The sequence below is a fragment of the Streptomyces lincolnensis genome (genome assembly GCF_021173675.1).
GTDB lineage: Bacteria > Actinomycetota > Actinomycetes > Streptomycetales > Streptomycetaceae > Streptomyces > Streptomyces lincolnensis_B.
In genome coordinates, this window is sequence record NZ_JAIHON010000002.1 from 602,605 (window position 1) to 622,094 (window position 19,490).

Annotated in this window: 20 protein-coding genes; 15 read left to right on the plus strand and 5 right to left on the minus strand. The window is 70.9% G+C overall.

The features are described from left to right. Window positions 1-133: 133 nt before the first annotated feature. Window positions 134-3,496, plus strand: coding sequence for an ABC transporter substrate-binding protein (locus K4B79_RS47675; protein ID WP_269463102.1), 3,363 nt, complete (start codon window positions 134-136; stop codon window positions 3,494-3,496). On the opposite strand, the gene K4B79_RS06250 is transcribed toward K4B79_RS47675, so the two are convergent. Genes K4B79_RS06250 through K4B79_RS06260 form a run of 3 tightly spaced genes read right to left on the minus strand, consistent with a single transcriptional unit; the run spans window position 3,497 to window position 6,027 of the window. After that, complete coding sequence (locus tag K4B79_RS06250) at window positions 3,497-4,213, minus strand: ABC transporter permease (RefSeq protein ID WP_232025442.1); 717 nt, start codon at window positions 4,211-4,213, stop codon at window positions 3,497-3,499. Between the two features lie 47 nt (window positions 4,214-4,260). Next, complete coding sequence (locus tag K4B79_RS06255) at window positions 4,261-5,184, minus strand: ABC transporter ATP-binding protein (protein WP_232025236.1); 924 nt, start codon at window positions 5,182-5,184, stop codon at window positions 4,261-4,263. A 30-nt stretch (window positions 5,185-5,214) separates the two neighbouring features. Next, window positions 5,215-6,027 carry an aminoglycoside N(3)-acetyltransferase gene (locus K4B79_RS06260; RefSeq protein ID WP_232025237.1) on the minus strand — a complete coding sequence of 271 codons (813 nt, stop codon included), beginning with the start codon at window positions 6,025-6,027 and terminating at the stop codon, window positions 5,215-5,217. 161 nt (window positions 6,028-6,188) lie between these two features. On the opposite strand from K4B79_RS06260, the gene K4B79_RS06265 reads away from it, so the two are divergent. From K4B79_RS06265 to K4B79_RS06300, 8 genes are read left to right on the plus strand one after another with little or no spacing between them, the layout of a single operon-like run. Then, the gene (locus K4B79_RS06265) at window positions 6,189-6,941 is read left to right on the plus strand and encodes a helix-turn-helix transcriptional regulator (RefSeq protein ID WP_232025238.1); all 753 of its coding nucleotides are present in this window, start codon (window positions 6,189-6,191) and stop codon (window positions 6,939-6,941) included. Next, window positions 6,938-8,359 (plus strand): Fe-S cluster assembly protein SufB, encoded by a 1,422-nt coding sequence (gene sufB, locus K4B79_RS06270; protein ID WP_232025239.1) that lies wholly within the window; start codon window positions 6,938-6,940, stop codon window positions 8,357-8,359. The genes K4B79_RS06265 and sufB overlap by 4 nt, the downstream gene beginning before the upstream one ends. A gap of 56 nt (window positions 8,360-8,415) precedes the next feature. Next, window positions 8,416-9,633, plus strand: a complete 1,218-nt coding sequence (sufD, locus tag K4B79_RS06275; RefSeq protein ID WP_232025240.1) for a Fe-S cluster assembly protein SufD — start codon at window positions 8,416-8,418, stop codon at window positions 9,631-9,633. Next, window positions 9,633-9,950, plus strand: a complete 318-nt coding sequence (locus tag K4B79_RS06280; protein ID WP_123988415.1) for a non-heme iron oxygenase ferredoxin subunit — start codon at window positions 9,633-9,635, stop codon at window positions 9,948-9,950. The genes sufD and K4B79_RS06280 overlap by 1 nt, the downstream gene beginning before the upstream one ends. Before the next feature lie 7 nt (window positions 9,951-9,957). Next, entirely contained in the window at window positions 9,958-10,749 is a 792-nt protein-coding gene (gene sufC, locus K4B79_RS06285) for a Fe-S cluster assembly ATPase SufC (protein ID WP_232025241.1), read from the plus strand. Then, on the plus strand, window positions 10,746-12,002 hold the full coding sequence (locus tag K4B79_RS06290; RefSeq protein ID WP_232025242.1) for a cysteine desulfurase: 1,257 nt from the start codon (window positions 10,746-10,748) through the stop codon (window positions 12,000-12,002). The genes sufC and K4B79_RS06290 overlap by 4 nt, the downstream gene beginning before the upstream one ends. Before the next feature lie 16 nt (window positions 12,003-12,018). Then, window positions 12,019-12,486 carry a Fe-S cluster assembly sulfur transfer protein SufU gene (gene sufU / locus K4B79_RS06295; protein ID WP_232025243.1) on the plus strand — a complete coding sequence of 156 codons (468 nt, stop codon included), beginning with the start codon at window positions 12,019-12,021 and terminating at the stop codon, window positions 12,484-12,486. Continuing rightward, window positions 12,483-12,815, plus strand: coding sequence for a metal-sulfur cluster assembly factor (locus tag K4B79_RS06300; protein ID WP_232025244.1), 333 nt, complete (start codon window positions 12,483-12,485; stop codon window positions 12,813-12,815). The genes sufU and K4B79_RS06300 overlap by 4 nt, the downstream gene beginning before the upstream one ends. Before the next feature lie 94 nt (window positions 12,816-12,909). Here K4B79_RS06300 and K4B79_RS06305 read toward each other — a convergent pair whose 3' ends face one another. Beyond that, entirely contained in the window at window positions 12,910-13,743 is an 834-nt protein-coding gene (locus tag K4B79_RS06305; protein WP_232025245.1) for an AbfB domain-containing protein, read from the minus strand. A 226-nt stretch (window positions 13,744-13,969) separates the two neighbouring features. Here K4B79_RS06305 and K4B79_RS06310 point away from each other — a divergent pair, with 226 nt between their 5' ends. The 6 genes from K4B79_RS06310 to K4B79_RS06335 all read left to right on the plus strand — a co-directional run bounded on the left by K4B79_RS06310 (window position 13,970) and on the right by K4B79_RS06335 (window position 18,417). Next, window positions 13,970-14,290, plus strand: coding sequence for a DMT family transporter (locus K4B79_RS06310; protein ID WP_232025246.1), 321 nt, complete (start codon window positions 13,970-13,972; stop codon window positions 14,288-14,290). Continuing rightward, the gene (locus K4B79_RS06315) at window positions 14,290-14,835 is read left to right on the plus strand and encodes a TetR/AcrR family transcriptional regulator (RefSeq protein WP_232025247.1); all 546 of its coding nucleotides are present in this window, start codon (window positions 14,290-14,292) and stop codon (window positions 14,833-14,835) included. The genes K4B79_RS06310 and K4B79_RS06315 overlap by 1 nt, the downstream gene beginning before the upstream one ends. A gap of 284 nt (window positions 14,836-15,119) precedes the next feature. After that, window positions 15,120-16,109, plus strand: a complete 990-nt coding sequence (gene dapD, locus K4B79_RS06320) for a 2,3,4,5-tetrahydropyridine-2,6-dicarboxylate N-succinyltransferase (protein WP_232025248.1) — start codon at window positions 15,120-15,122, stop codon at window positions 16,107-16,109. Window positions 16,110-16,222: 113 nt separating this feature from the next. Continuing rightward, entirely contained in the window at window positions 16,223-16,447 is a 225-nt protein-coding gene (locus K4B79_RS06325) for a hypothetical protein (RefSeq protein WP_232025249.1), read from the plus strand. 186 nt (window positions 16,448-16,633) lie between these two features. Beyond that, complete coding sequence (locus K4B79_RS06330) at window positions 16,634-17,194, plus strand: SigE family RNA polymerase sigma factor (RefSeq protein WP_232025250.1); 561 nt, start codon at window positions 16,634-16,636, stop codon at window positions 17,192-17,194. Beyond that, entirely contained in the window at window positions 17,191-18,417 is a 1,227-nt protein-coding gene (locus K4B79_RS06335; protein WP_232025251.1) for a WD40 repeat domain-containing protein, read from the plus strand. The genes K4B79_RS06330 and K4B79_RS06335 overlap by 4 nt, the downstream gene beginning before the upstream one ends. Here K4B79_RS06335 and dapA read toward each other — a convergent pair whose 3' ends face one another. Next, the gene (gene dapA / locus K4B79_RS06340; protein ID WP_232025252.1) at window positions 18,418-19,344 is read right to left on the minus strand and encodes a 4-hydroxy-tetrahydrodipicolinate synthase; all 927 of its coding nucleotides are present in this window, start codon (window positions 19,342-19,344) and stop codon (window positions 18,418-18,420) included. Between the last annotated feature and the right edge of the window lie 146 nt (window positions 19,345-19,490).

A 19,490-nucleotide genomic window follows, 5' to 3' on the forward strand; every position in this document is an offset into this window, starting at 1 on the left:
GGATCGGGCCGCGACGCCCGTCCGGCGAGCGGCTGTTACGTGAACTGGGTCACACTTCACCGCGTTGCGGCGCTACGCTCCTCGACGGGCGCTTGGAACGCCTTGGCACCGGCTTGGAACGAGGCGATGTGCCATGTCAGCCACGGAGACGGTCACGGAGTTCGGGCTGCTCGGTCCGCTCAGGGTGCTGCGTTCCGGCTCCGCACTGCCGCTCGGCGGGCCGCGCCAGCGCGCGGTGCTGGCCCTGCTGCTGATCGAGGCGAACCGGGCCGTCCCGCTGGACCGGCTGGTGGACGAGGTGTGGGACGGTGACCCGCCGGACGGGGCGATCACCTCGGTACAGACGTACGTCTTCCACCTGCGCCGGATCCTGGAGCCGGGCCGGGCCCGTGGCGCCACCGCCGAGGTGCTGATGACCCAGGGCCGCGGCTATCTGCTGCGCACCGATCCCGCCGCCACGGACGCCGGACGCTTCGAGGCGGCGGTCCGGGAGGGACGGGCGGCACTGGACGCGGGCCGGCATGCCGAGGCGGCCCGGATCCTCCGTGAGGCCCTCGGGCTGTGGCGCGGAGCGGTCCTGGAGGACCTGGGCGACTACGGCTTCGTACGGCGTGAGGCGGCGCGCCTGGAGGGCGTACGGCTGTCCGCGATCGAGGCGCGGGTCGAGACGGACCTGGCGTCGGGACGGCACGTGGCCGTCGTGGGCGAGTTGGAGCAACTGGTCGCCGCCCACCCCCTGCGGGAGCAGCTGTGCGCGCAGTTGATGCTCGCGCTGTACCGCTGCGGACGGCAGGCCGAGGCACTGGCGTACTACCGGCGGTTACGGGACCGGCTGGCGGACGAACTGGGCCTGGATCCGGACGAGTCGGTGCAGCGCGTGCATCAGGCGGTGCTGGCCCACGACCCGACCGTCGCCGCGCCCCACCGCACGGCCGTACCGGTCACCGCAGCACGACGACGGCTCCGGGGCACGGTCGTCTCCTTCACCGCGATCGCCGCTCTGTGCGCGGGACTTCTCTCCGGCGCGAGTGTGCCCCGGTCGGTTCCCGTCTCCCTGGAGGCCAACAGCGTGGGTGCCGTGCACGGTGGCGGTGGTCCCGCCGTGCCCGTCGGACAGAGCCCGGACGGACTCGCCTGGGGCGCCGGGTCGGTGTGGGCGGCCAACAGCGGGGACGACTCGGTCAGCCGTATCGATCCGCGCACCCGCGCCGTGCAGTTGATCCCCGTCGGCTCCGGTCCGGTCGCCGTCGCGGTGGACGGCGACGACGTCTGGGTCGCCAACAGCGGCGACGGCACGGTCTCGCGGATCAACGCCTCCGTCGACCGGGTCGTCGACACCGTGCCCGTCGGCAACCTGCCCTCGGCGGTGGCCACCGGTCCCGGCGGGGTGTGGGTCGCGCTCAGCGGGGACCACGCGGTGCGGCGTATCGACCCCGACTCGGGGCGCGTCGGCCGGCCCGTCCCGGTGGGCCGGGCGCCCACCGGCATCGGCGTCGGCGCGGACACCGTCTGGGTGGCCAACAGCCTGGACGGCACGGTGACCCCGGTCGACGCCGCCTCCGGGCAGGCCCGGGGGCCGATTCCGGTCGGCACCGGACCCCGCAGCGTCTCCGTCACCGAGGACGCGGTCTGGGTCGCCAACGGGCTCTCGCTCACCGTCTCCCGCATCGACACGCGTTCTGGTGTCGTCACCTCGCACGAGGTCGGCGACGGGCCCCGCACGGTGGCGGCGGGGGCGGACGGGGTGTGGGTGAGCAACGAGTACGACGCGACGGTGGTCCGGTTGGATCCCCGTACGGGGCAGCCGGTACGCACGGTGCGGACCGGGAGCTCGCCGCGGGGGCTGGCGTTGGCGGGGGAGACGGTGTGGGTGGGGGCGCGGGCGTTCGCCTCGCCGGGGCATCGGGGTGGGACGTTGACGGTGCTGGGGCTGGGAGGGGCCATCGAGCACGGCATCGATCCGGCGAACGCCTATCTCGGCGAGACATGGCTGGCGCTCAGCGTCGTCTACGACCATCTCGTCGGCTGGCGGCAGGTGCCCGGCGGGCCGGAGCTCACCCTCATCCCGGACCTGGCGACCGAGCTCCCGCGGCCTTCCGACGGCGGCCGGATCTACACCTTCACGATCCGGAAGGGGATCCGCTACTCCGACGGCAGAGCCGTCAGGGCCTCCGACTTCCGCCGAGGGGTGCAGAGGGCGCTGACCGTGGGTGGAGGGAATCCTCTGCTCTTCACGCGGATCGTCGGCGGGGCCGCGTGCTTCGAGCACCCCGAACGCTGCGATCTGTCACGGGGGATCACGACCGACGACGCCCGGGGCACCATCACCTTCCATCTCACCGAGCCCGACTCCGACTTCCTGGGCAAGCTCACCCTGTTCGTCGTGCCGACCCCGCCGGGCACCCCGGCCGACAACGTGGGCAGCCGTCCCGTTCCGTCGACCGGCCCGTACCGCATCGCGGAGTTCCGCAAGGGCAAGCGGCTCGTCCTCGAACGGAACCCGTACTTCCGGCAGTGGTCCCACGTGGCCCAGCCGGTCGGCTACCCCGATGTCATCCACTGGCGGAACGTCCCGACGGCCGAGCAGCAGATAGCGGAGGTGAACGCCGGCCGCGCGGACCTAGCGATCCACCTCAACAGCCACCCCCGCCTCCCCGACCTGCGCCGGCTCGCCGTGAGCCACCCGACCCAGCTGCACACGGACCCGTCGTTCCTCATGATCTACGAGGCACTCAACACCCGGGTGGCTCCTTTCGACGACAGGCGGGTCCGCCAGGCCTTGTCCTACGCCGTCGACCGCAACCGGCTGGTCGGCCTGATGGGCGGGCCCGAGATCGCGACGATGACCTGCCAGGCCCTGCCGGAGGGGTATCCCGGCTACCGTCCCTACTGCCCGTACACCCGTACTCCGAGGGCTGACGGCCGCTGGTCCGGCCCCGACATCGACCGGGCCAGGAAGCTGATCGAGGCGTCGGGCACCGCCGGTATGGACGTGGGGGTGTGGACGTGGGAACTGGCGGCGTCCCGCCGTGTCGCCTCCTACTTCGTGGGCCTCCTGGAGGACCTCGGCTATCGGGCACGGCTGCACGTGCGCCCGCAGGACGAGAACTGGTGGCCCACGATCGCGGACTCGCGTACGCGGGCACAGCTGATGTTCCTCGGGTGGTGGCCCGACCACCCGTCGCCCTCCACGTACTTCACGCCCATGCTCACCTGCGACGGATTCCTGCCCGCCGACGGCGACAACAGCGCGAACATCTCCGGGTACTGCTCCCCCACCTTCGACCGTCTCGTCGCCTCCGCCCAGAGCGCCGAGGCCTCCGACCCGGCACGGGCAGGCCGGCTGTGGGAGCAGGTCGACCGCATGACCATCGACGAGGCCGTCTGGATCCCCGTCGCCAACATCAAACAGGTCTCCTTCACCTCGACCCGCCTCGGCAACTACCAGACCACCCTCGGCTTCGGCCCCCTCGTCTCCCAGATGTGGGTCCGCTGATCACTCCCAGCGGAAGAACCTGCCGGCGGCCGCGAGTCCCAGAACCGCCCACACGCTCAGAATTCCCAGGTCCCCCCACGGCATCCCCGCCCCGTGCTGGAGCACGTCCCGCAGGCCGTCCGACAGGGCCGTGATGGGCAGCAGGCCGAGCACGTCCTGAGCGCCCGGCGGGAACTTGTCCAGGGGGACGATCACGCCGCCGCCGACGAGGAGCAGGATGAAGACGAGGTTGGCGGCGCCGAGGGTGGCCTCGGCCTTCAGCGTGCCGGCCATCAGCAGGCCGAGGCCGGAGAAGGCGGCCGTGCCGAGGACCAGGAGGAGCAGGACGGCGAAGGGGTTGCCCTGGGGGGACCAGCCGAGGGAGAAGGCGATCACCGTCAGAAGGATGATCTGGAGGACCTCCGTGGCCAGCACGGAGATCGTCTTGGCGGTCATCAGGCCCCAGCGGGGGAGCGGCGAGGAGGCGAGGCGCTTGAGGACGCCGTAGCGGCGTTCGAAGCCCGTGGCGATGGCCTGGCCGGTGAAGGCGGTGGACATGACGGCGAGGGCGAGGATGCCGGGGGCGAGGAAGTCCACGGCCTCGCCCTTGCCCGTGTCCACGATGTCCACCGTACTGAACAGCACCAGCAGCAGCGTGGGGATGACGACCGTCAGCAGCAGCTGTTCGCCGTTGCGCAGGAGCATCTTCGTCTCCAGCGCGGCCTGCGCCGTGATCATGCGGCCCAGGGGCGCCGCGCCCGGGTTCGGCGTGAAGGTACCTACGGTCACGAACGCAGCTCCTTGCCGGTCAGTTCCAAGAACACGTCTTCGAGGGTGTGCCGTTCGACCGAGATCCGTTCCGGCATCACGCCGTGCTGGGCGCACCAGGAGGTGACCGTCGCGAGCAGTTGCGGGTCGACCTTGCCGACGACCCGGTAGGAGCCCGGGGTCAGTTCGGCCGCCGTGCAGTCCGCGGGCAGGGCCTTGAGCAGGGAGCCCACGTCCAGGCCAGGGCGGCCGGAGAAGCGGAGGGTGTTCTCGGCGCCGCCGCGGCACAGCTCCTCCGGGGAGCCGTGGGCGATGACCCGGCCCGCGTCGATGATCGCCACGTCGTCGGCGAGCTGCTCGGCCTCGTCCATGTGGTGCGTGGTGAGGATGACGGAGACGCCGTCGGCGCGCAGGTCGCGGACCAGGTCCCAGGTGGCGCGACGGGCCTGCGGGTCCAGCCCGGCGGTCGGCTCGTCGAGGAACACCAGCTCCGGGCGGCCGACCACGGCCATCGCCAGCGAGAGGCGCTGCTGCTGGCCGCCGGAGAGGCGGCGGTACGTCGTCCGGCCGCAACCGCCCAGTCCCAGGCGCTCGATGAGCATGTCCACGTCGAGCGGATGCGCGTGCAGTTTCGCGACGTGCCGCAGCATCTCGTCCGCCCGCGCGCCCGAGTAGACCCCGCCGGACTGGAGCATCACGCCGATCCGGGGCCGCAGTTCGCGGGACTGTCTCACCGGGTCCAGGCCCAGCACCCGCACCGTGCCGGAGTCGGGCCTGCGGTATCCCTCGCAGGTCTCCACCGTGGTCGTCTTGCCCGCCCCGTTGGGACCGAGTACGGCGGTCACACCCGCTTCGGCCACCAGGTCGAGGCCGTCCACCGCGGTCTTCGTGCCGTACCGCTTCACCAGGGCCTGGACCTGGACCACGGGCTCACTTCGCATGGGCCCGAGTCTAGGTTCGGGTCCGGCGCCTCAGAGCGGCGGGTGCGCGATCTCCTCCTCACGGGGCCGGTGCACCGCCAGCCACCGCTCGGCGTACGCCACCGCGTCGGCCACCGGGAACAGCCGTACGTCGGCCGCGCCCACCCGGCCCCGTACCACGGGACGGTCCCGCTCGAAGTCCCAGCCCAGCTCGTCGAACCGGTCCGAGCTGATCGACACCTCGGTCACCACCTCCCAGCCCGCCGGGCCCGGCCGGCCCACCTTCACCAGCGGCGAGGGGATGCGGTACTCGGCGAGGTGGAAGCTGGTGCAGGTGTCGTAGCCCGCGCCCAGGAGCAGCACCCGGGCGTCGAGGGCCTCCAGCCGGGCCAGCGGGCTCCGCTCGCCGAGCCGGCAGTCGGTCGCGTGCCCGTCGACGATCTCCGCCGCGCGCGGGCCCACGGCGGCGAACGAGGTCTGCGGGTGCGCGCTGCGCCGGGCGCCCGGCCAGGTCCTCACGGTCTCCGGGATCACGCCGACGCCCCGGGAGGGCGTGACGAGGGGGTCGTAGGCGGGCATCGAGGCCCGGATCGGCTCCCACCACTCCTGGGGCACCGGCGGACTGCTCCACAGGGCCGGGTCCGAGAGGTCGCCGGTCTGGGTGGGGACCACGAGTGTGCCCTGGTGGCCCAGTGCGTCGAGGATTCCCCGGACGACCGCGACGGATCCTCCGCAGACCCAGCCGAGCGCGCTGAGGGAGGAGTGGACGAGGAGGGTCTCACCGGGGCGGACGCCGAGCTCGCGCAGTGCGGAGGCGATGGTGTCGCGAGTGACAAGTGGGCCGGTCGGAGGGGGTGTGGGCATGCTTCCGGAGTGTCCCGGACGTGGCCGGGCGATGCCACCCATTTGATCGATCAAAGATCGTTCTCGCAGGTCAGATTAGGTAAACCTAAGTGACGCAGGGCACCGCCCGGTGGGCGGGACGCGGCTTGCCTGGCTCAGAGGAATTACGCAACAATGGCGTTGTGAAAAACGTCGGCGAGGCTCGGGAGACCCCCACGGGGACCCCTCAGGAGGAGCTGGCGACCGGTGAGCGCTCCACGCGCAACCGCGTCGCGCGGTCCATCCTGGACCACGGGCCGTCGACCGTGACCGAGCTGGCCGGACGCCTCGGGCTCACCCCCGCGGCCGTACGCCGGCATCTGGACGCACTGGTCGCCGACGACGTCGTGGAGGCACGCGAGCAGCGGGTCTACGGAGCGCGTGGCCGAGGCCGCCCCGCCAAGGTCTTCGCGCTGACCGACTGCGGCCGGGACGCCTTCGACCAGTCCTACGACAAGCTCGCCGCCGACGCCCTGAACTGGATCCGGGACCGGCTCGGCGGGGACGAGGCCGTCGTCGCCTTCGCCCGCGCGAGGATCGCCGAGCAGGCGGCCGCGTACCGCGAGGCGATCGAGGCCGCCCCGCCGGAGCGGCGCACCGAAGCCCTGGCCAAGGCCCTGAGCGCGGACGGGTACGCTGCTACGGCGCGCAGCGCCCCCCTCCCGCACACCGGCGAGCAGCTCTGCCAGCACCACTGCCCGGTGGCGCATGTCGCGGAGAAGTTCCCGCAGCTCTGCGAGGCGGAGACCGAGATCTTCTCCCAGCTGCTCGGCACCCACGTCCAGCGGCTGGCGACCATCGCGCACGGCGACGGCGTCTGCACGACGTTCATCCCAAAGATTTCCACAACCACACATCACGCATCCGCAAGCACGGCCGGGAGGAACCCCGCATGACTCTCCCCACGGAGACTGCCCACCCCGAACTCGAGGGTCTGGGTACGTACGAATACGGCTGGGCCGACTCCGACGTAGCCGGCGCCTCTGCGAAGCGCGGTCTGAGCGAGGATGTCGTCAAGGACATCTCCGCGAAGAAGTCCGAGCCGGAGTGGATGACCAAGCTCCGCCTCAAGGGCCTGCGCCTGTTCGACAAGAAGCCCATGCCGAACTGGGGCTCGGACCTCTCGGGTATCGACTTCGACAACATCAAGTACTTCGTACGTTCCACGGAGAAGCAGGCGGAGTCCTGGGAGGACCTGCCCGAGGACATCAAGAACACGTACGACAAGCTCGGCATCCCGGAGGCGGAGAAGCAGCGCCTCGTCGCCGGTGTCGCGGCCCAGTACGAGTCCGAGGTCGTCTACCACCAGATCCGCGAGGACCTGGAGGAGCAGGGCGTCATCTTCCTCGACACCGACACGGCCCTGAAGGAGCACCCGGAGCTCTTCAAGGAGTACTTCGGGACCGTCATCCCGGTCGGCGACAACAAGTTCGCCTCCCTGAACACCGCCGTGTGGTCGGGCGGCTCCTTCATCTACGTGCCGCCGGGCGTGCACGTCGAGATCCCGCTCCAGGCCTACTTCCGCATCAACACGGAGAACATGGGCCAGTTCGAGCGGACCCTGATCATCGTCGACGAGGGTGCCTACGTGCACTACGTCGAGGGTTGTACGGCCCCGATCTACAAGTCGGACTCGCTGCACAGCGCCGTGGTCGAGATCATCGTCAAGAAGAACGCCCGCTGCCGGTACACGACCATCCAGAACTGGTCGAACAACGTCTACAACCTGGTCACCAAGCGCGCCGTGGCGTACGAGGGCGCGACCATGGAGTGGATCGACGGCAACATCGGCTCCAAGGTGACGATGAAGTACCCGGCCGTCTACCTGATGGGCGAGCACGCCAAGGGCGAGACCCTGTCCATCGCCTTCGCGGGCGAGGGCCAGCACCAGGACGCCGGCTCCAAGATGGTCCACATGGCGCCGAACACCTCCTCCAACATCGTCTCCAAGTCGGTGGCGCGAGGCGGCGGCCGTACCTCCTACCGCGGTCTCGTCGAGATCGGCGAGGGCGCCCACGGCTCCAAGTCGAACGTGCTGTGCGACGCGCTGCTGGTCGACACCATCTCCCGCTCCGACACGTACCCCTACGTGGACGTCCGCGAGGACGACGTGTCCATGGGCCACGAGGCGACCGTCTCCAAGGTCTCCGAGGACCAGCTCTTCTACCTGATGAGCCGTGGTCTGAGCGAGTTCGAGGCGATGGCGATGATCGTGCGCGGCTTCGTCGAGCCGATCGCGAAGGAACTGCCCATGGAGTACGCCCTCGAGCTCAACCGGCTGATCGAGCTCCAGATGGAAGGCGCGGTCGGCTAAGCGACCGCCCGTCCCCATCAAGCCACTCACGCAAGAAAGCGAGCAGACCGACAGCCATGGCTGAGGCTCAGAACTCCCCCACCCTCGAATCCGCTCGGGCGGGGGGACCCCTACCGGTGGGCAGCACCACCGCCGGCCAGATCGCGGTGGCCGCCGAGTCGACCGTCGCCACGCGCATGAGCGCGCCCCCGTCCTTCGACGTGGCGGACTTCCCGGTCCCCCACGGCCGCGAGGAGGAGTGGCGGTTCACCCCGCTGGAGCGGCTGCGCGGCCTGCACGACGGCACCGCGGTCGCCACCGGCGACGGCCTGAAGGTCGCCATCGACGCCCCCGAGGGGGTCGTGATCGAGACCGTCGGCCGTGACGACGCCCGGATCGGCCGGGCCGGCACTCCGGTGGACCGCATCGCCGCCCAGGCGTACTCGGCGTTCGAGAAGGCCGGCGTGGTCACCGTCCCCAAGGAGACGGTGCTCACCGAGCCGATCCGGATCGCCGTGCACGGCGAGGGCGGCACCGCCTTCGCCCACCAGGTCGTCGAGCTCGGTGCCTTCGCCGAGGCCGTCGTCGTCCTCGACCACACCGGTGACGCCGTACTCGCCGCCAACGTCGACTACGTCCTCGGGGACGGCGCCAAGCTGACCGTCGTCTCCGTCCAGGACTGGGACGACAAGGCCGTGCACGTGGCCCAGCACAACGCGCTGATCGGCCGGGACGCCACGTTCAAGTCGTTCGTGGTCACCTTCGGCGGCGACCTCGTACGTCTCCACCCGCGCGTCGCCTACGCCGGTACCGGCGGCGAGGCCGAGCTCTTCGGCCTGTACTTCACGGACGCCGGCCAGCACCAGGAGCACCGCCTCCTGGTCGACCACAACACCCCGCACTGCAAGTCGAACGTCGCCTACAAGGGCGCGCTCCAGGGCGAGGGCGCCCACGCGGTGTGGATCGGCGACGTGCTCATCGAGGCCAAGGCCGAGGGCACGGACACGTACGAGATGAACCGGAACCTCGTCCTGACGGACGGCGCCCGGGTCGACTCCGTGCCGAACCTGGAGATCGAGACCGGCGAGATCGTCGGCGCGGGGCACGCGAGCGCCACCGGCCGCTTCGACGACGAGCAGCTCTTCTACCTGATGGCCCGCGGCATCCCCGCCGACGAGGCCCGGCGCCTGGTCGTGCGCGGCTTCTTCGCGGAGCTGGTCCAGCAGATCGGCGTCGACGACATCGAAGAGCGCCTTCTCGTGAAGATCGACGAGGAGCTGGAGGCCACCGTCTGATGGCCTACGTACGCGCCTGTGGGCTGAGCGAGCTGGAGGAGGACACCCCCAAGCGGGTGGAACTCGACGGCACGCCGGTCTCGGTCGTGCAGACCGAGGGGGAGGTGTTCGCCATCCACGACATCTGCTCCCACGCGAACGTCTCGCTCTCCGAGGGCGAGGTGGAGGACTGCCAGATCGAGTGCTGGCTGCACGGCTCCAGCTTCGACCTCCGCACCGGCAAGCCGTCCGGCCTTCCCGCGACGCGCCCCGTCCCCGTATACCCCGTAAAGATCGAAGGGGACGACGTGCTCGTCTCCCTCACCCAGGAGTCCTGAGGCACCCATGGCAACGCTTGAAATCCGAGACCTGCACGTCACCGTCGAGGCCGACAACGCCACGAAGGAGATCCTCAAGGGCGTCGACCTCACCGTGAAGCAGGGCGAGACGCACGCCATCATGGGCCCGAACGGCTCCGGCAAGTCGACCCTCGCCTACTCCCTCGCGGGTCACCCGAAGTACACGATCACCGGCGGCACGGTGCTGCTCGACGGCGAGGACGTCCTGGAGATGGAGGTCGACGAGCGCGCCCGCGCCGGCCTCTTCCTGGCGATGCAGTACCCGGTCGAGGTCCCCGGTGTCTCCGTCTCCAACTTCCTGCGCACCTCCGCCACCGCCATCCGCGGCGAGGCCCCCAAGCTGCGCACCTGGGTCAAGGAGGTCAAGGAGGCCATGGAGCGCCTCAACATGGACTCCTCCTTCGCCGAGCGCAACGTCAACGAGGGCTTCTCCGGCGGTGAGAAGAAGCGCCACGAGATCCTCCAGCTGGAGCTGCTCAAGCCGAAGATCGCGATCCTCGACGAGACCGACTCCGGCCTCGACGTCGACGCGCTGCGGGTCGTCTCCGAGGGCGTCAACCGCGTCCGCGAGACCGGTGAGGTCGGCACCCTGCTGATCACGCACTACACGCGCATCCTGCGCTACATCAAGCCCGACTTCGTCCACGTCTTCTCCGGCGGCCGGATCGTCGAGTCCGGCGGCGCCGAGCTCGCCGACAAGCTGGAGAACGAGGGCTACGAGGCATACACGAAGGGTGGCCCCGTGAGCGGAGCGAACTCAGGAGAGGATGTCGCGTGACATTGCTGCCGGGCCTCCTCGACACAGAGGCGATCCGTAAGGACTTCCCGATCCTGGACCGCCAGGTCCACGACGACCGGAAGCTCGTGTACCTGGACAACGCGGCGACCTCGCAGAAGCCGCGCCAGGTGCTCGACGCCCTGAACGAGTACTACGAGCGCTACAACGCCAACGTCCACCGTGGCGTGCACGTCCTCGCCGAGGAGGCCACGGCGCTGTACGAGGGCGCGCGCGACAAGGTCGCCGCGTTCATCAACGCGCCCAGCCGCGACGAGGTGATCTTCACCAAGAACGCCTCCGAGTCGCTCAACCTCGTGGCGAACATGCTGGGCTGGGCCGACGAGCCCTACCGGGTGGACTCCGAGACCGAGATCGTCATCACGGAGATGGAGCACCACTCCAACATCGTGCCGTGGCAGCTGCTGTCGCAGCGCACGGGCGCGAAGCTGAAGTGGTTCGGCCTGACCGACGACGGCCGGCTCGACCTGTCCAACATCGACGAGATCATCACGGAGAAGACGAAGATCGTCTCCTTCGTGCTGGTGTCGAACATCCTGGGCACGGTCAACCCGGTCGAGACGATAATCCGCCGCGCGCAGGAGGTCGGCGCGCTGGTCTGCATCGACGCCTCGCAGGCCGCGCCGCACATGCCGCTGGACGTCCAGGCCCTCCAGGCCGACTTCGTGGCCTTCACCGGCCACAAGATGTGCGGTCCGACCGGCATCGGCGTGCTGTGGGGCCGCCAGGAGCTGCTGGAGGACCTGCCCCCGTTCCTGGGCGGCGGCGAGATGATCGAGACGGTGTCGATGCACTCGTCGACGTACGCTCCCGCCCCGCACAAGTTCGAGGCGGGCACCCCGCCGATCGCGCAGGCGGTCGGTCTCGGCGCGGCGATCGACTACCTGTCCGCGATCGGCATGGACAAGATCCTCGCCCATGAGCACGCGCTCACCGAGTACGCGGTCAAGCGGCTGGCCGAGGTCCCGGACCTCCGGATCATCGGCCCCACCACGGCCGAGGACCGGGGCGCGGCGATCTCCTTCACGCTCGGCGACATCCACCCGCACGACGTGGGCCAGGTCCTCGACGAGGAGGGCATCGCGGTCCGTGTGGGCCACCACTGCGCGCGGCCCGTCTGCCTGCGTTACGGAATTCCTGCGACCACGCGAGCGTCGTTCTATCTGTACTCCACGCCGGCCGAGATCGACGCACTGGTCGACGGCCTGGAGCACGTACGGAACTTCTTCGGCTGAGGGGCGTGCTGACAAGGTGAAACTGGACTCCATGTACCAGGAAGTCATCCTGGACCACTACAAGCACCCGCACGGGCGGGGCTTGCGGGATGGCGACGCCGAGGTACACCACGTGAACCCGACGTGTGGCGACGAGATCACCCTCCGTGTGAGGTACGACGGCACCACGATCGAGGACGTCTCGTACGAGGGCCAGGGCTGCTCCATCAGCCAGGCCTCGGCCTCCGTACTGAACGACCTCCTCGTCGGCAAGGACCTGGCCGACGCGCAGAAGATCCAGGAGACCTTCCTGGAGCTGATGCAGTCCAAGGGGAAGATCGAGCCCGACGACGCGATGGAGGAGGTGCTGGAGGACGCGGTCGCGTTCGCCGGCGTCTCCAAGTACCCGGCCCGGGTCAAGTGCGCCCTCCTGAGCTGGATGGCGTGGAAGGACGCGACGGCCCAGGCCCTGGGCGGAGCCGACGCCGAAAGGAAGACGGCATGAGCGAGACCCTTGAGATGAAGCCGGCCTCGGAGGAAGAACTCCGCGAGGCCCTGTACGACGTCGTCGACCCCGAACTCGGCATCGACGTCGTCAACCTCGGCCTGATCTACGGCATCCACATCGACGACGCGAACATCGCGACGATCGACATGACCCTGACCTCGGCGGCCTGCCCGCTGACCGATGTCATCGAGGACCAGGCCAAGTCCGCCACGGACGGCCTCGTCAACGAACTGCGCATCAACTGGGTCTGGATGCCGCCGTGGGGGCCCGACAAGATCACGGACGATGGGCGGGAGCAGCTTCGGGCGCTCGGGTTCAACGTCTGAGATCCGTACGTGAGCCACGTCGAAGCGGCGGTGCCCCTCGGGGCGCCGCCGCTTTCGTGTGCTCGGGGCGGCTCCTGCTCAGGCCAGCCCCTGCTCAGGCCAGCCCCGCCACCAACCTGAACGCCGAGTCCGCCTGGTAGACGCCGCTGTGCTGGTAGGGGTCCAGGCGGAGTTGGAAGTCCTTGTGGCGGAGGAAGCGGCCGGGGTAGTTCACGGACTCGAGCATGACCGCGCCGGAGTGGGCGGAGCCGCGGGGGCAGAAGGTGGCGTCCTGGGCGAAGAGGGAGGAGCCGTCGTTGCGCTCGGAGCGGAGGATGAAGCTGCGGTGGCGCAGGTAGGTGCCGTCGGAGGTGGCGAAGGAGTAACAGGAGCTGTCGGCGAGGCCCTTGACCAGCTTGAAGGTGGAGTCCTCGCGGGACTCCGAGCCGCCGACGGGGTCGAGCCTCACCAGGCCGCGGCTGATGTGCCAGTAGCGGTCGGGGTAGTTGACCGAGCGGACCGAGCGCCAGGTCGTCGACGGCTTGGCGGGGGGTGAACCGGGCTGCGCGGTCGGGGACTTGGCCGGGGCGGTGGGCTTCGACGCGGAGGGCGAGCCGTGCGGGGTGGGGGTCTCGCCGGTGGGCGGGGCGGACGGCGTGGCGCGCTTCGTGCCCGGTGACGTGGTCGGCGTCGGGGAGTCGCTGGCGTAGGAGATGAGGCCGGGGCCGGTCGGTGACGCGGAGGTCGTCGGGTTCGGGGCGGCCGACTCGTCGTTGCCGCCGTCGTGCCGGTCCGTCACGACGATGGCCGTCACGCACGCGGCGACGGTGGCTATCGCCATCGCGCCGGCCAGCCACAGCCGTCGCGTACCCGGCACCCGGGTGCTGTCCGGTGACCAGCCGTTCTCCCATGGCTGGTTCTGCGGGGTGCGGGACGGGCGTTTTGGCATGCGCGGTTCCTCCAGCGGCACCGGGCGGGACACGGTTCCGGCTGTGATGGGGAGTGGTGGGGAAGTAGGTGAACGGTGAAACACTAGTGGAGGCAGGGAGTTGGCGGCAGGCGTTTGAAACGAGCGATCCCGGATCTTGGCCGACCCGGTGCCCCCTCGTCATCCCCGCCTTCCGGCCACCCGCCGTCCCTCGCCCGCGAGAGCGCCGTTATGTACGCTCGTACACATGGGATATCTGTTGCTCGCCGGCGCCATCGCCGCCGAGGTCGCCGCGACGACGGCGATGAAGTACACCGACGGTTTCAGCAGGCTGCTGCCCTCGCTGCTGACCGTCGCCGGCTACCTCGTCTCCTTCGCGCTGCTCGCCCAGACGCTGAAGACCGTCAACGTCGGCACCGCGTACGCGATCTGGGCCGGCATCGGCACCGCGGCCATCGCCACCATCGGCATCGTGTTCCTGGGGGAGGGGGTGACCGCCGCCAAGGCCGCCGGGATCGCGCTGATCATCGCCGGGGTGGTGGTGCTGAACCTCGGCGGGGCGCACTGATGCCCCGGCGCCATGACCCCGGGCGACGGCAGCGGATCATCGACGCGGCGATCCGGGTGGTGGGGGAGAAGGGCCTCGCGGGACTGACCCACCGCACCGTCGCCGCCGAGGCCGACGTACCGCTCGGCTCCACGACGTACCACTTCGCCACCCTCGACGAGCTGATGGTCGCCGCGCTGCGGCAGAGCAACGAGTCCTTCGCCAAGGTCACCGCCGCGCACGGCGGCCTGACCGATCCGGACACCGACCTGGCCGCCGAACTCGCCGCCCTGCTCGGCGAGTGGCTGTCCGGCGAGCGCGCCGGTGTCGAGTTGGAGTACGAGCTCTACCTCGCCGCCCTGCGCCGCCCCGCCCTGCGCCCGGTCGCCGCCGAATGGGCCGACGACCTCGCCGAACGCCTCGCCCACCGCACCGACCCGGTCACCGTACGGGCGCTGATCGCGCTGCTGGACGGCATCTGCCTCCAGGTACTGCTGACCGGGACGTCGTACGACGAGGCGTACGCCAGGGAGGTGCTGAGCCGGGTGATCCCCGCGGGGCCGTGAGCCCTGCGGGGGCGTGAGGGAGGTGCCGCGCCGGGTGATCCCCGCGCGGTGCGAAGCCTGCGCGGGCGTCAGAGAGGTAGTGAGCCGGGTGATCCCCACGGGGCCGTGAGCCCTGCGGGGGTGTCGGGGAGGAGCTGCACCGGGTGGTCCCCACGCGGCGTGCACCCTGCGCGGGCGTCGTCGTGTGCCGCCCGTCGCCGCCTCGGGTGCGAGGTCCGCCCGGCACCTGAGACGCCCTCCGTGCTGGTTGGCCTCGGTGGCCTCCCGGCGGTTAGGTTGCCCTCATGACCGACACGACTGCTCCTCGTACCACCGGCGCTGTTGCCGCCGGCCTCGCCACCGTCGCCGCCGACGGCACCGTTCTCGACACCTGGTTCCCCGCGCCGGAGCTCACCGCCGAACCCGGCCCGGCCGGCAGCGAGCGGCTGGACGCCGAACGCACCCGTGAACTGCTCGGCGAGCACGGCGTGGCCGCCCTGGGCACGGACGAGGTGCGCGGTGTGGAGGTCGTCGCGGTCCGTACGGTCATCTCCTCGCTCGACGACAAGCCGCTGGACTCCCACGACGTCTGGCTGCGCCTGCACCTGCTCTCGCACCGTCTGGTCAAGCCGAACGAGCAGAACCTCGACGGCATCTTCGGCCACCTCGCCAACGTCGCCTGGACCTCCCTCGGCCCGGTCGCCGTGGACACCCTGGAGACCGTCCGGCTCGCCGCCCGCGCGCGCGGCCTGCACGTCAGCGTCTTCGGGGTCGACAAGTTCCCCCGGATGACGGACTACGTCGCCCCGGCCGGCGTCCGCATCGCCGACGCCGACCGCGTCCGCCTCGGCGCCCACCTCGCGGCCGGCACCACCGTCATGCACGAGGGCTTCGTCAACTTCAACGCCGGCACGCTGGGCACCTCCATGGTCGAGGGCCGTATCTCCCAGGGCGTCGTCGTCGGCGACGGCTCCGACATCGGCGGCGGCGCCTCCACCATGGGCACCCTCTCCGGCGGCGGCACGGAGCGCGTCTCCATCGGCGAGCGGTCGCTGATCGGCGCCGAGGCGGGCGTCGGCATCGCCCTCGGCAACGACTGCGTGGTCGAGGCGGGCCTCTACCTCACCTCCGGCACCAAGGTCACCCTCCCCGACGGCCAGATCGTCAAGGCCCGCGAGCTCTCCGGCGCCGACAGCATCCTCTTCCGCCGCAACTCGGTCACCGGCACGGTCCAGGCCGTCCCGAACAACGCCGAGTGGGGCGGGCTGAACGAGATTCTGCACAGCCACAACTGAGGCCCGTTGATCACGTACGGGTTGCTCGGCGTGACCTTCTGGTGCTTTCGGCAGATGAACGGGTGGACGCAGAGTCCGATCAGACGCCGAAACGACGAACGAGGGGCCGAGCGATGAGGAACGAGCGGGCGAGCACCGTGGCGCGTTGGCTGACCGGGACGCTGACGTTGGCAACGGTGTGCTGGCTGCCGACCGGGACCGCGTACGCCGACGAGACCAACAGCCACGCGCACAACGGCCCGCGGGTCGGGCTGGTCAACATCGGGCAGGTGGACGATCCGATGGAGGACGTGCTGGAGCACGTGCTGCTGTTCGGCGACGGATACTCCTGGAGCTGATCGATCCCGCCGTGGGCCGGGGCCCGTATCGCATGTGTGTGCGGTACGGGCTCCGGCCTTTTGCGCGCCCTCCTTCGTGGTCGGCGGAAACCTTTTCCGGACGGCCGGCATAGCGGCGCGGGGCCGCACGCGTCACAAGGGGCACAGGGGCGGGACACAGGGGCCGCCGGGGAAGAGAAGGTGACGATGGATGCCGCGGAGCTGGACGGTTTCCGGGAGTTCGTGGAGAACAGATCGTCGGCGCTGCTGAGGACGGCCGTGCTGCTCTGCGGGGGAGACCGGCACGCCGGCGAGGATCTGCTGCAGAACGCGCTGGTCAGGGCGGCCGGCAAGTGGCAGCGGATCGACGAGCCCGAGGCCTACGTCCGGCGGATCCTCTACCGGCAGCAGGTCGGCCGCTGGCGGCTGAAGTGGCCGCGCCGGGAGGTCAGCGTCGCCGAGCCGCCCGAGGCGGGCACCGCCGGTGCCGACACGGTCGCCGCGGCCGAGCTGCGCGTGGTGATGCGCCAGGTGCTCTCCCGGCTCACCGCTCGCCAGCGCACCATGCTGGTGCTGCGGTACTTCGAGGACCTGCCCGAGTCGGAGGTGGCCCGCCTGCTGGGCTGCTCGGTCGGCACCGTACGGTCCACCACCCACCGCTCCCTCGCCCGGCTGCGCTCCCTCGCGCCGGAACTGGCCGCCCTGGACCCGGCGCGGACCGAGCCACGCCCGTCCCGTGACTTCTCACCCATGGAGGTGCGTCCATGAACGTCGAGGAACTCGTCCGCGAGACGTTGCGGGAGCAGGCCGCCGCCCAGGGCCCGGCCGCCCCGGGCCTCGCCGACCGGGTGCTGGCCGTGCGCCGGCGCCGCCGTGTCCGCCGCCTCGCGAGCGTCGCCGCGGCCACCGCCGCCGTGGTCGCCGTCGTGGTGGCCGTGCCGATGCTGGACACCGGCAAGGGCGACGTACATCCCGTCGGCACCGTCGGCCGGGACGGCATCCACGCCCACCCGGACCAGACACCGCCGAAGGACATGATCGCCGCGGGGCGGTCGGCGCTCGCCGCGTACTACACGGAGAGCTTCGTGGCGCGGACGAAGGACGAGGGAACCTCCGAGCGGACGTACCGGCTCCTCGACACCCGCACCGGCACCTACCGGAAGGACGGCCGGTGGTCCCACGTCGCGGTGGCGCCCGGGTTGCGGACCGCCGCCGTGCTGGAGCGGAGCCTGCCCGCCCGGCGGATCGGGCTGCTCGACCTCGCGACGGGGGAGGTCGAGCGGTGGATCCCGGTCGACCACGGGGTGGGCGGGCTCGCGTTCTCCGGTGACGGCAGGAGGCTGGTCGCGACGACGTACGCCGAGAATCCCGACGCCCAGTTCAAGAAGCGGAACCCCCTCACCGGCAAGGACGGCTGGGTGGGCGTGCACGCGTCGCCCCGCACCGGGTTCCTCCTGGTCGACCCGGCCGCCGGCACGGCCACCTGGTCGCGGGTCACGAACGGCCCCGGGGTCCTCGGCCGCGCGGACTTCGCCTTCACCCGCGACGACCGCCTGCTCTTCGCACGGATCGTCGGCTCGAAGGACGGCATGGAGCAGTTCTACGACCTCGCGGGCAAGCCGGTCACCGCGCCCGCCGACGAGCGGCACCTGCGCTGGGACGTCGGCGCGCGACTCTCGCCGAACGGCAGGCTGGCCGCCCTCGGTCTGGCCAGGGAGGTCGACGGCTCGCCGGGCAGGTCGTACTCCTCGATCCGCGACCCCCGCACCGGCAAGGAGATCACCAAGGTCCGCGGGGCCCAACTGCTCGCGTGGGCCGATGACAAGCGGCTCATCGCCTGGGAGCGGGTCAGCGGCCTGGAGGAGCCCTACCGTGCCCGGCTCGTGCTGGTCACTCTCAGCAGCGAGAAGGTCGTCCCGCTCAGCGGCACGCGGATGTTCGACGACGACCGCGAGACCGTGGAGTGGGAGCCCGTCTTCGTCCGGCGCTGATCAGCCGGCCGTCGCCTCCGCGTACGCCGCCAGCAGCCCGTCGACCGCCTCGCGGCCGGCGGGCCGGAGCGGTGCGCGGACCGGGCCCGCGGGCAGGCCGAGTGCGGTGAGCAGGGCCTTCGTGGTGACCGCGCCGGGCAGGCCCGCGGACATCATCGCCTCGATGAGCGGGGTGGCGCGCTGCTGGAGGCGGGCGGCCCGAGCCGTTTCGCCCGCGTCGAACGCGTCCAGGACGGCGCGGAGTTGGGCCGGCACCACGTTGGCGACCGTGCTCACGTACCCCGTGCCGCCCACCGCGTACAGCGCGAGGTTGTGCTCGTCGCAGCCCGCGTAGTACGCCAACTCCGTGCGGGCCAGGACCTTCTGGGCTCCCAGGAAGTCGTAGGAGCAGTCCTTGACCGCGACGATCCGGGGGTGGGCGGCGAGCCGGATCAGTGTGTCGGGCTCGATGCGGGTGCCGGTGCGGCCCGGGATGTCGTAGAGGACGAGGGGGAGGCCGGAGGCGTCGGCGATCTCCCTGAAGTGTGCTTCCAGGGCGTCCTGCGGGGGCCTGCTGTAGTACGGGCTGACCACCAGCAGGCCGTCCGCGCCCGCCTTCTCGGCCGCCAGGGCCAGTTCGACCGTGTGCCGGGTGTCGAAGGTGCCCACGCCCGCCACGATCGACGCCCGGCCGCCCACCGCGTCCCGGACGGCCGCGACCAGCGCGGCCTTCTCCGCGTCCGTCGTCGTGGGCGACTCGCCCGTCGTGCCGGACAGGACGAGGCCGTCGCAGCCCTGCGCCACGAGCCGGTCGGCGAGCGCCCGCGCACCGTCGAGGTCCAGCGCGCCCGAGTCGGTGAAGGGCGTGATCATGGCGCAGAGGGCGCGGCCGAAGGGCGGGGCCGGGGGCGGCGGGGCCGGGGGTGCCGAGGATGGGGGTGTCGTCATACGGACAGTCTCGGCGGGATGACAGTGAAGCTCCACTTAATTCTTCTACGGTGTACCCCTAAGAGTTGCTGCGATGTTTTCTGGGGGAGAGGCCCTATGTCCAAACCGGGCTCCCATGGGCCACCATGGCGAGGACGGTCAACGAC

Bases quoted from the DNA above. Each gene is read 5' to 3' on its own strand.
- K4B79_RS47675 (WP_269463102.1), top strand. From the start codon at position 134: ATGTCAGCCACGGAGACGGTCACGGAGTTCGGGCTGCTCGGTCCGCTC.
- K4B79_RS06250 (WP_232025442.1), bottom strand. From the start codon at position 4,213: ATGATCACGGCGCAGGCCGCGCTGGAGACGAAGATGCTCCTGCGCAAC.
- K4B79_RS06255 (WP_232025236.1), bottom strand. From the start codon at position 5,184: ATGCGAAGTGAGCCCGTGGTCCAGGTCCAGGCCCTGGTGAAGCGGTAC.
- K4B79_RS06260 (WP_232025237.1), bottom strand. From the start codon at position 6,027: ATGCCCACACCCCCTCCGACCGGCCCACTTGTCACTCGCGACACCATC.
- sufB (WP_232025239.1), top strand. From the start codon at position 6,938: ATGACTCTCCCCACGGAGACTGCCCACCCCGAACTCGAGGGTCTGGGT.
- sufD (WP_232025240.1), top strand. From the start codon at position 8,416: ATGGCTGAGGCTCAGAACTCCCCCACCCTCGAATCCGCTCGGGCGGGG.
- K4B79_RS06280 (WP_123988415.1), top strand. From the start codon at position 9,633: ATGGCCTACGTACGCGCCTGTGGGCTGAGCGAGCTGGAGGAGGACACC.
- sufC (WP_232025241.1), top strand. From the start codon at position 9,958: ATGGCAACGCTTGAAATCCGAGACCTGCACGTCACCGTCGAGGCCGAC.
- K4B79_RS06300 (WP_232025244.1), top strand. From the start codon at position 12,483: ATGAGCGAGACCCTTGAGATGAAGCCGGCCTCGGAGGAAGAACTCCGC.
- K4B79_RS06305 (WP_232025245.1), bottom strand. From the start codon at position 13,743: ATGCCAAAACGCCCGTCCCGCACCCCGCAGAACCAGCCATGGGAGAAC.
- K4B79_RS06310 (WP_232025246.1), top strand. From the start codon at position 13,970: ATGGGATATCTGTTGCTCGCCGGCGCCATCGCCGCCGAGGTCGCCGCG.
- K4B79_RS06315 (WP_232025247.1), top strand. From the start codon at position 14,290: ATGCCCCGGCGCCATGACCCCGGGCGACGGCAGCGGATCATCGACGCG.
- dapD (WP_232025248.1), top strand. From the start codon at position 15,120: ATGACCGACACGACTGCTCCTCGTACCACCGGCGCTGTTGCCGCCGGC.
- K4B79_RS06325 (WP_232025249.1), top strand. From the start codon at position 16,223: ATGAGGAACGAGCGGGCGAGCACCGTGGCGCGTTGGCTGACCGGGACG.
- K4B79_RS06330 (WP_232025250.1), top strand. From the start codon at position 16,634: ATGGATGCCGCGGAGCTGGACGGTTTCCGGGAGTTCGTGGAGAACAGA.
- K4B79_RS06335 (WP_232025251.1), top strand. From the start codon at position 17,191: ATGAACGTCGAGGAACTCGTCCGCGAGACGTTGCGGGAGCAGGCCGCC.
- dapA (WP_232025252.1), bottom strand. From the start codon at position 19,344: ATGACGACACCCCCATCCTCGGCACCCCCGGCCCCGCCGCCCCCGGCC.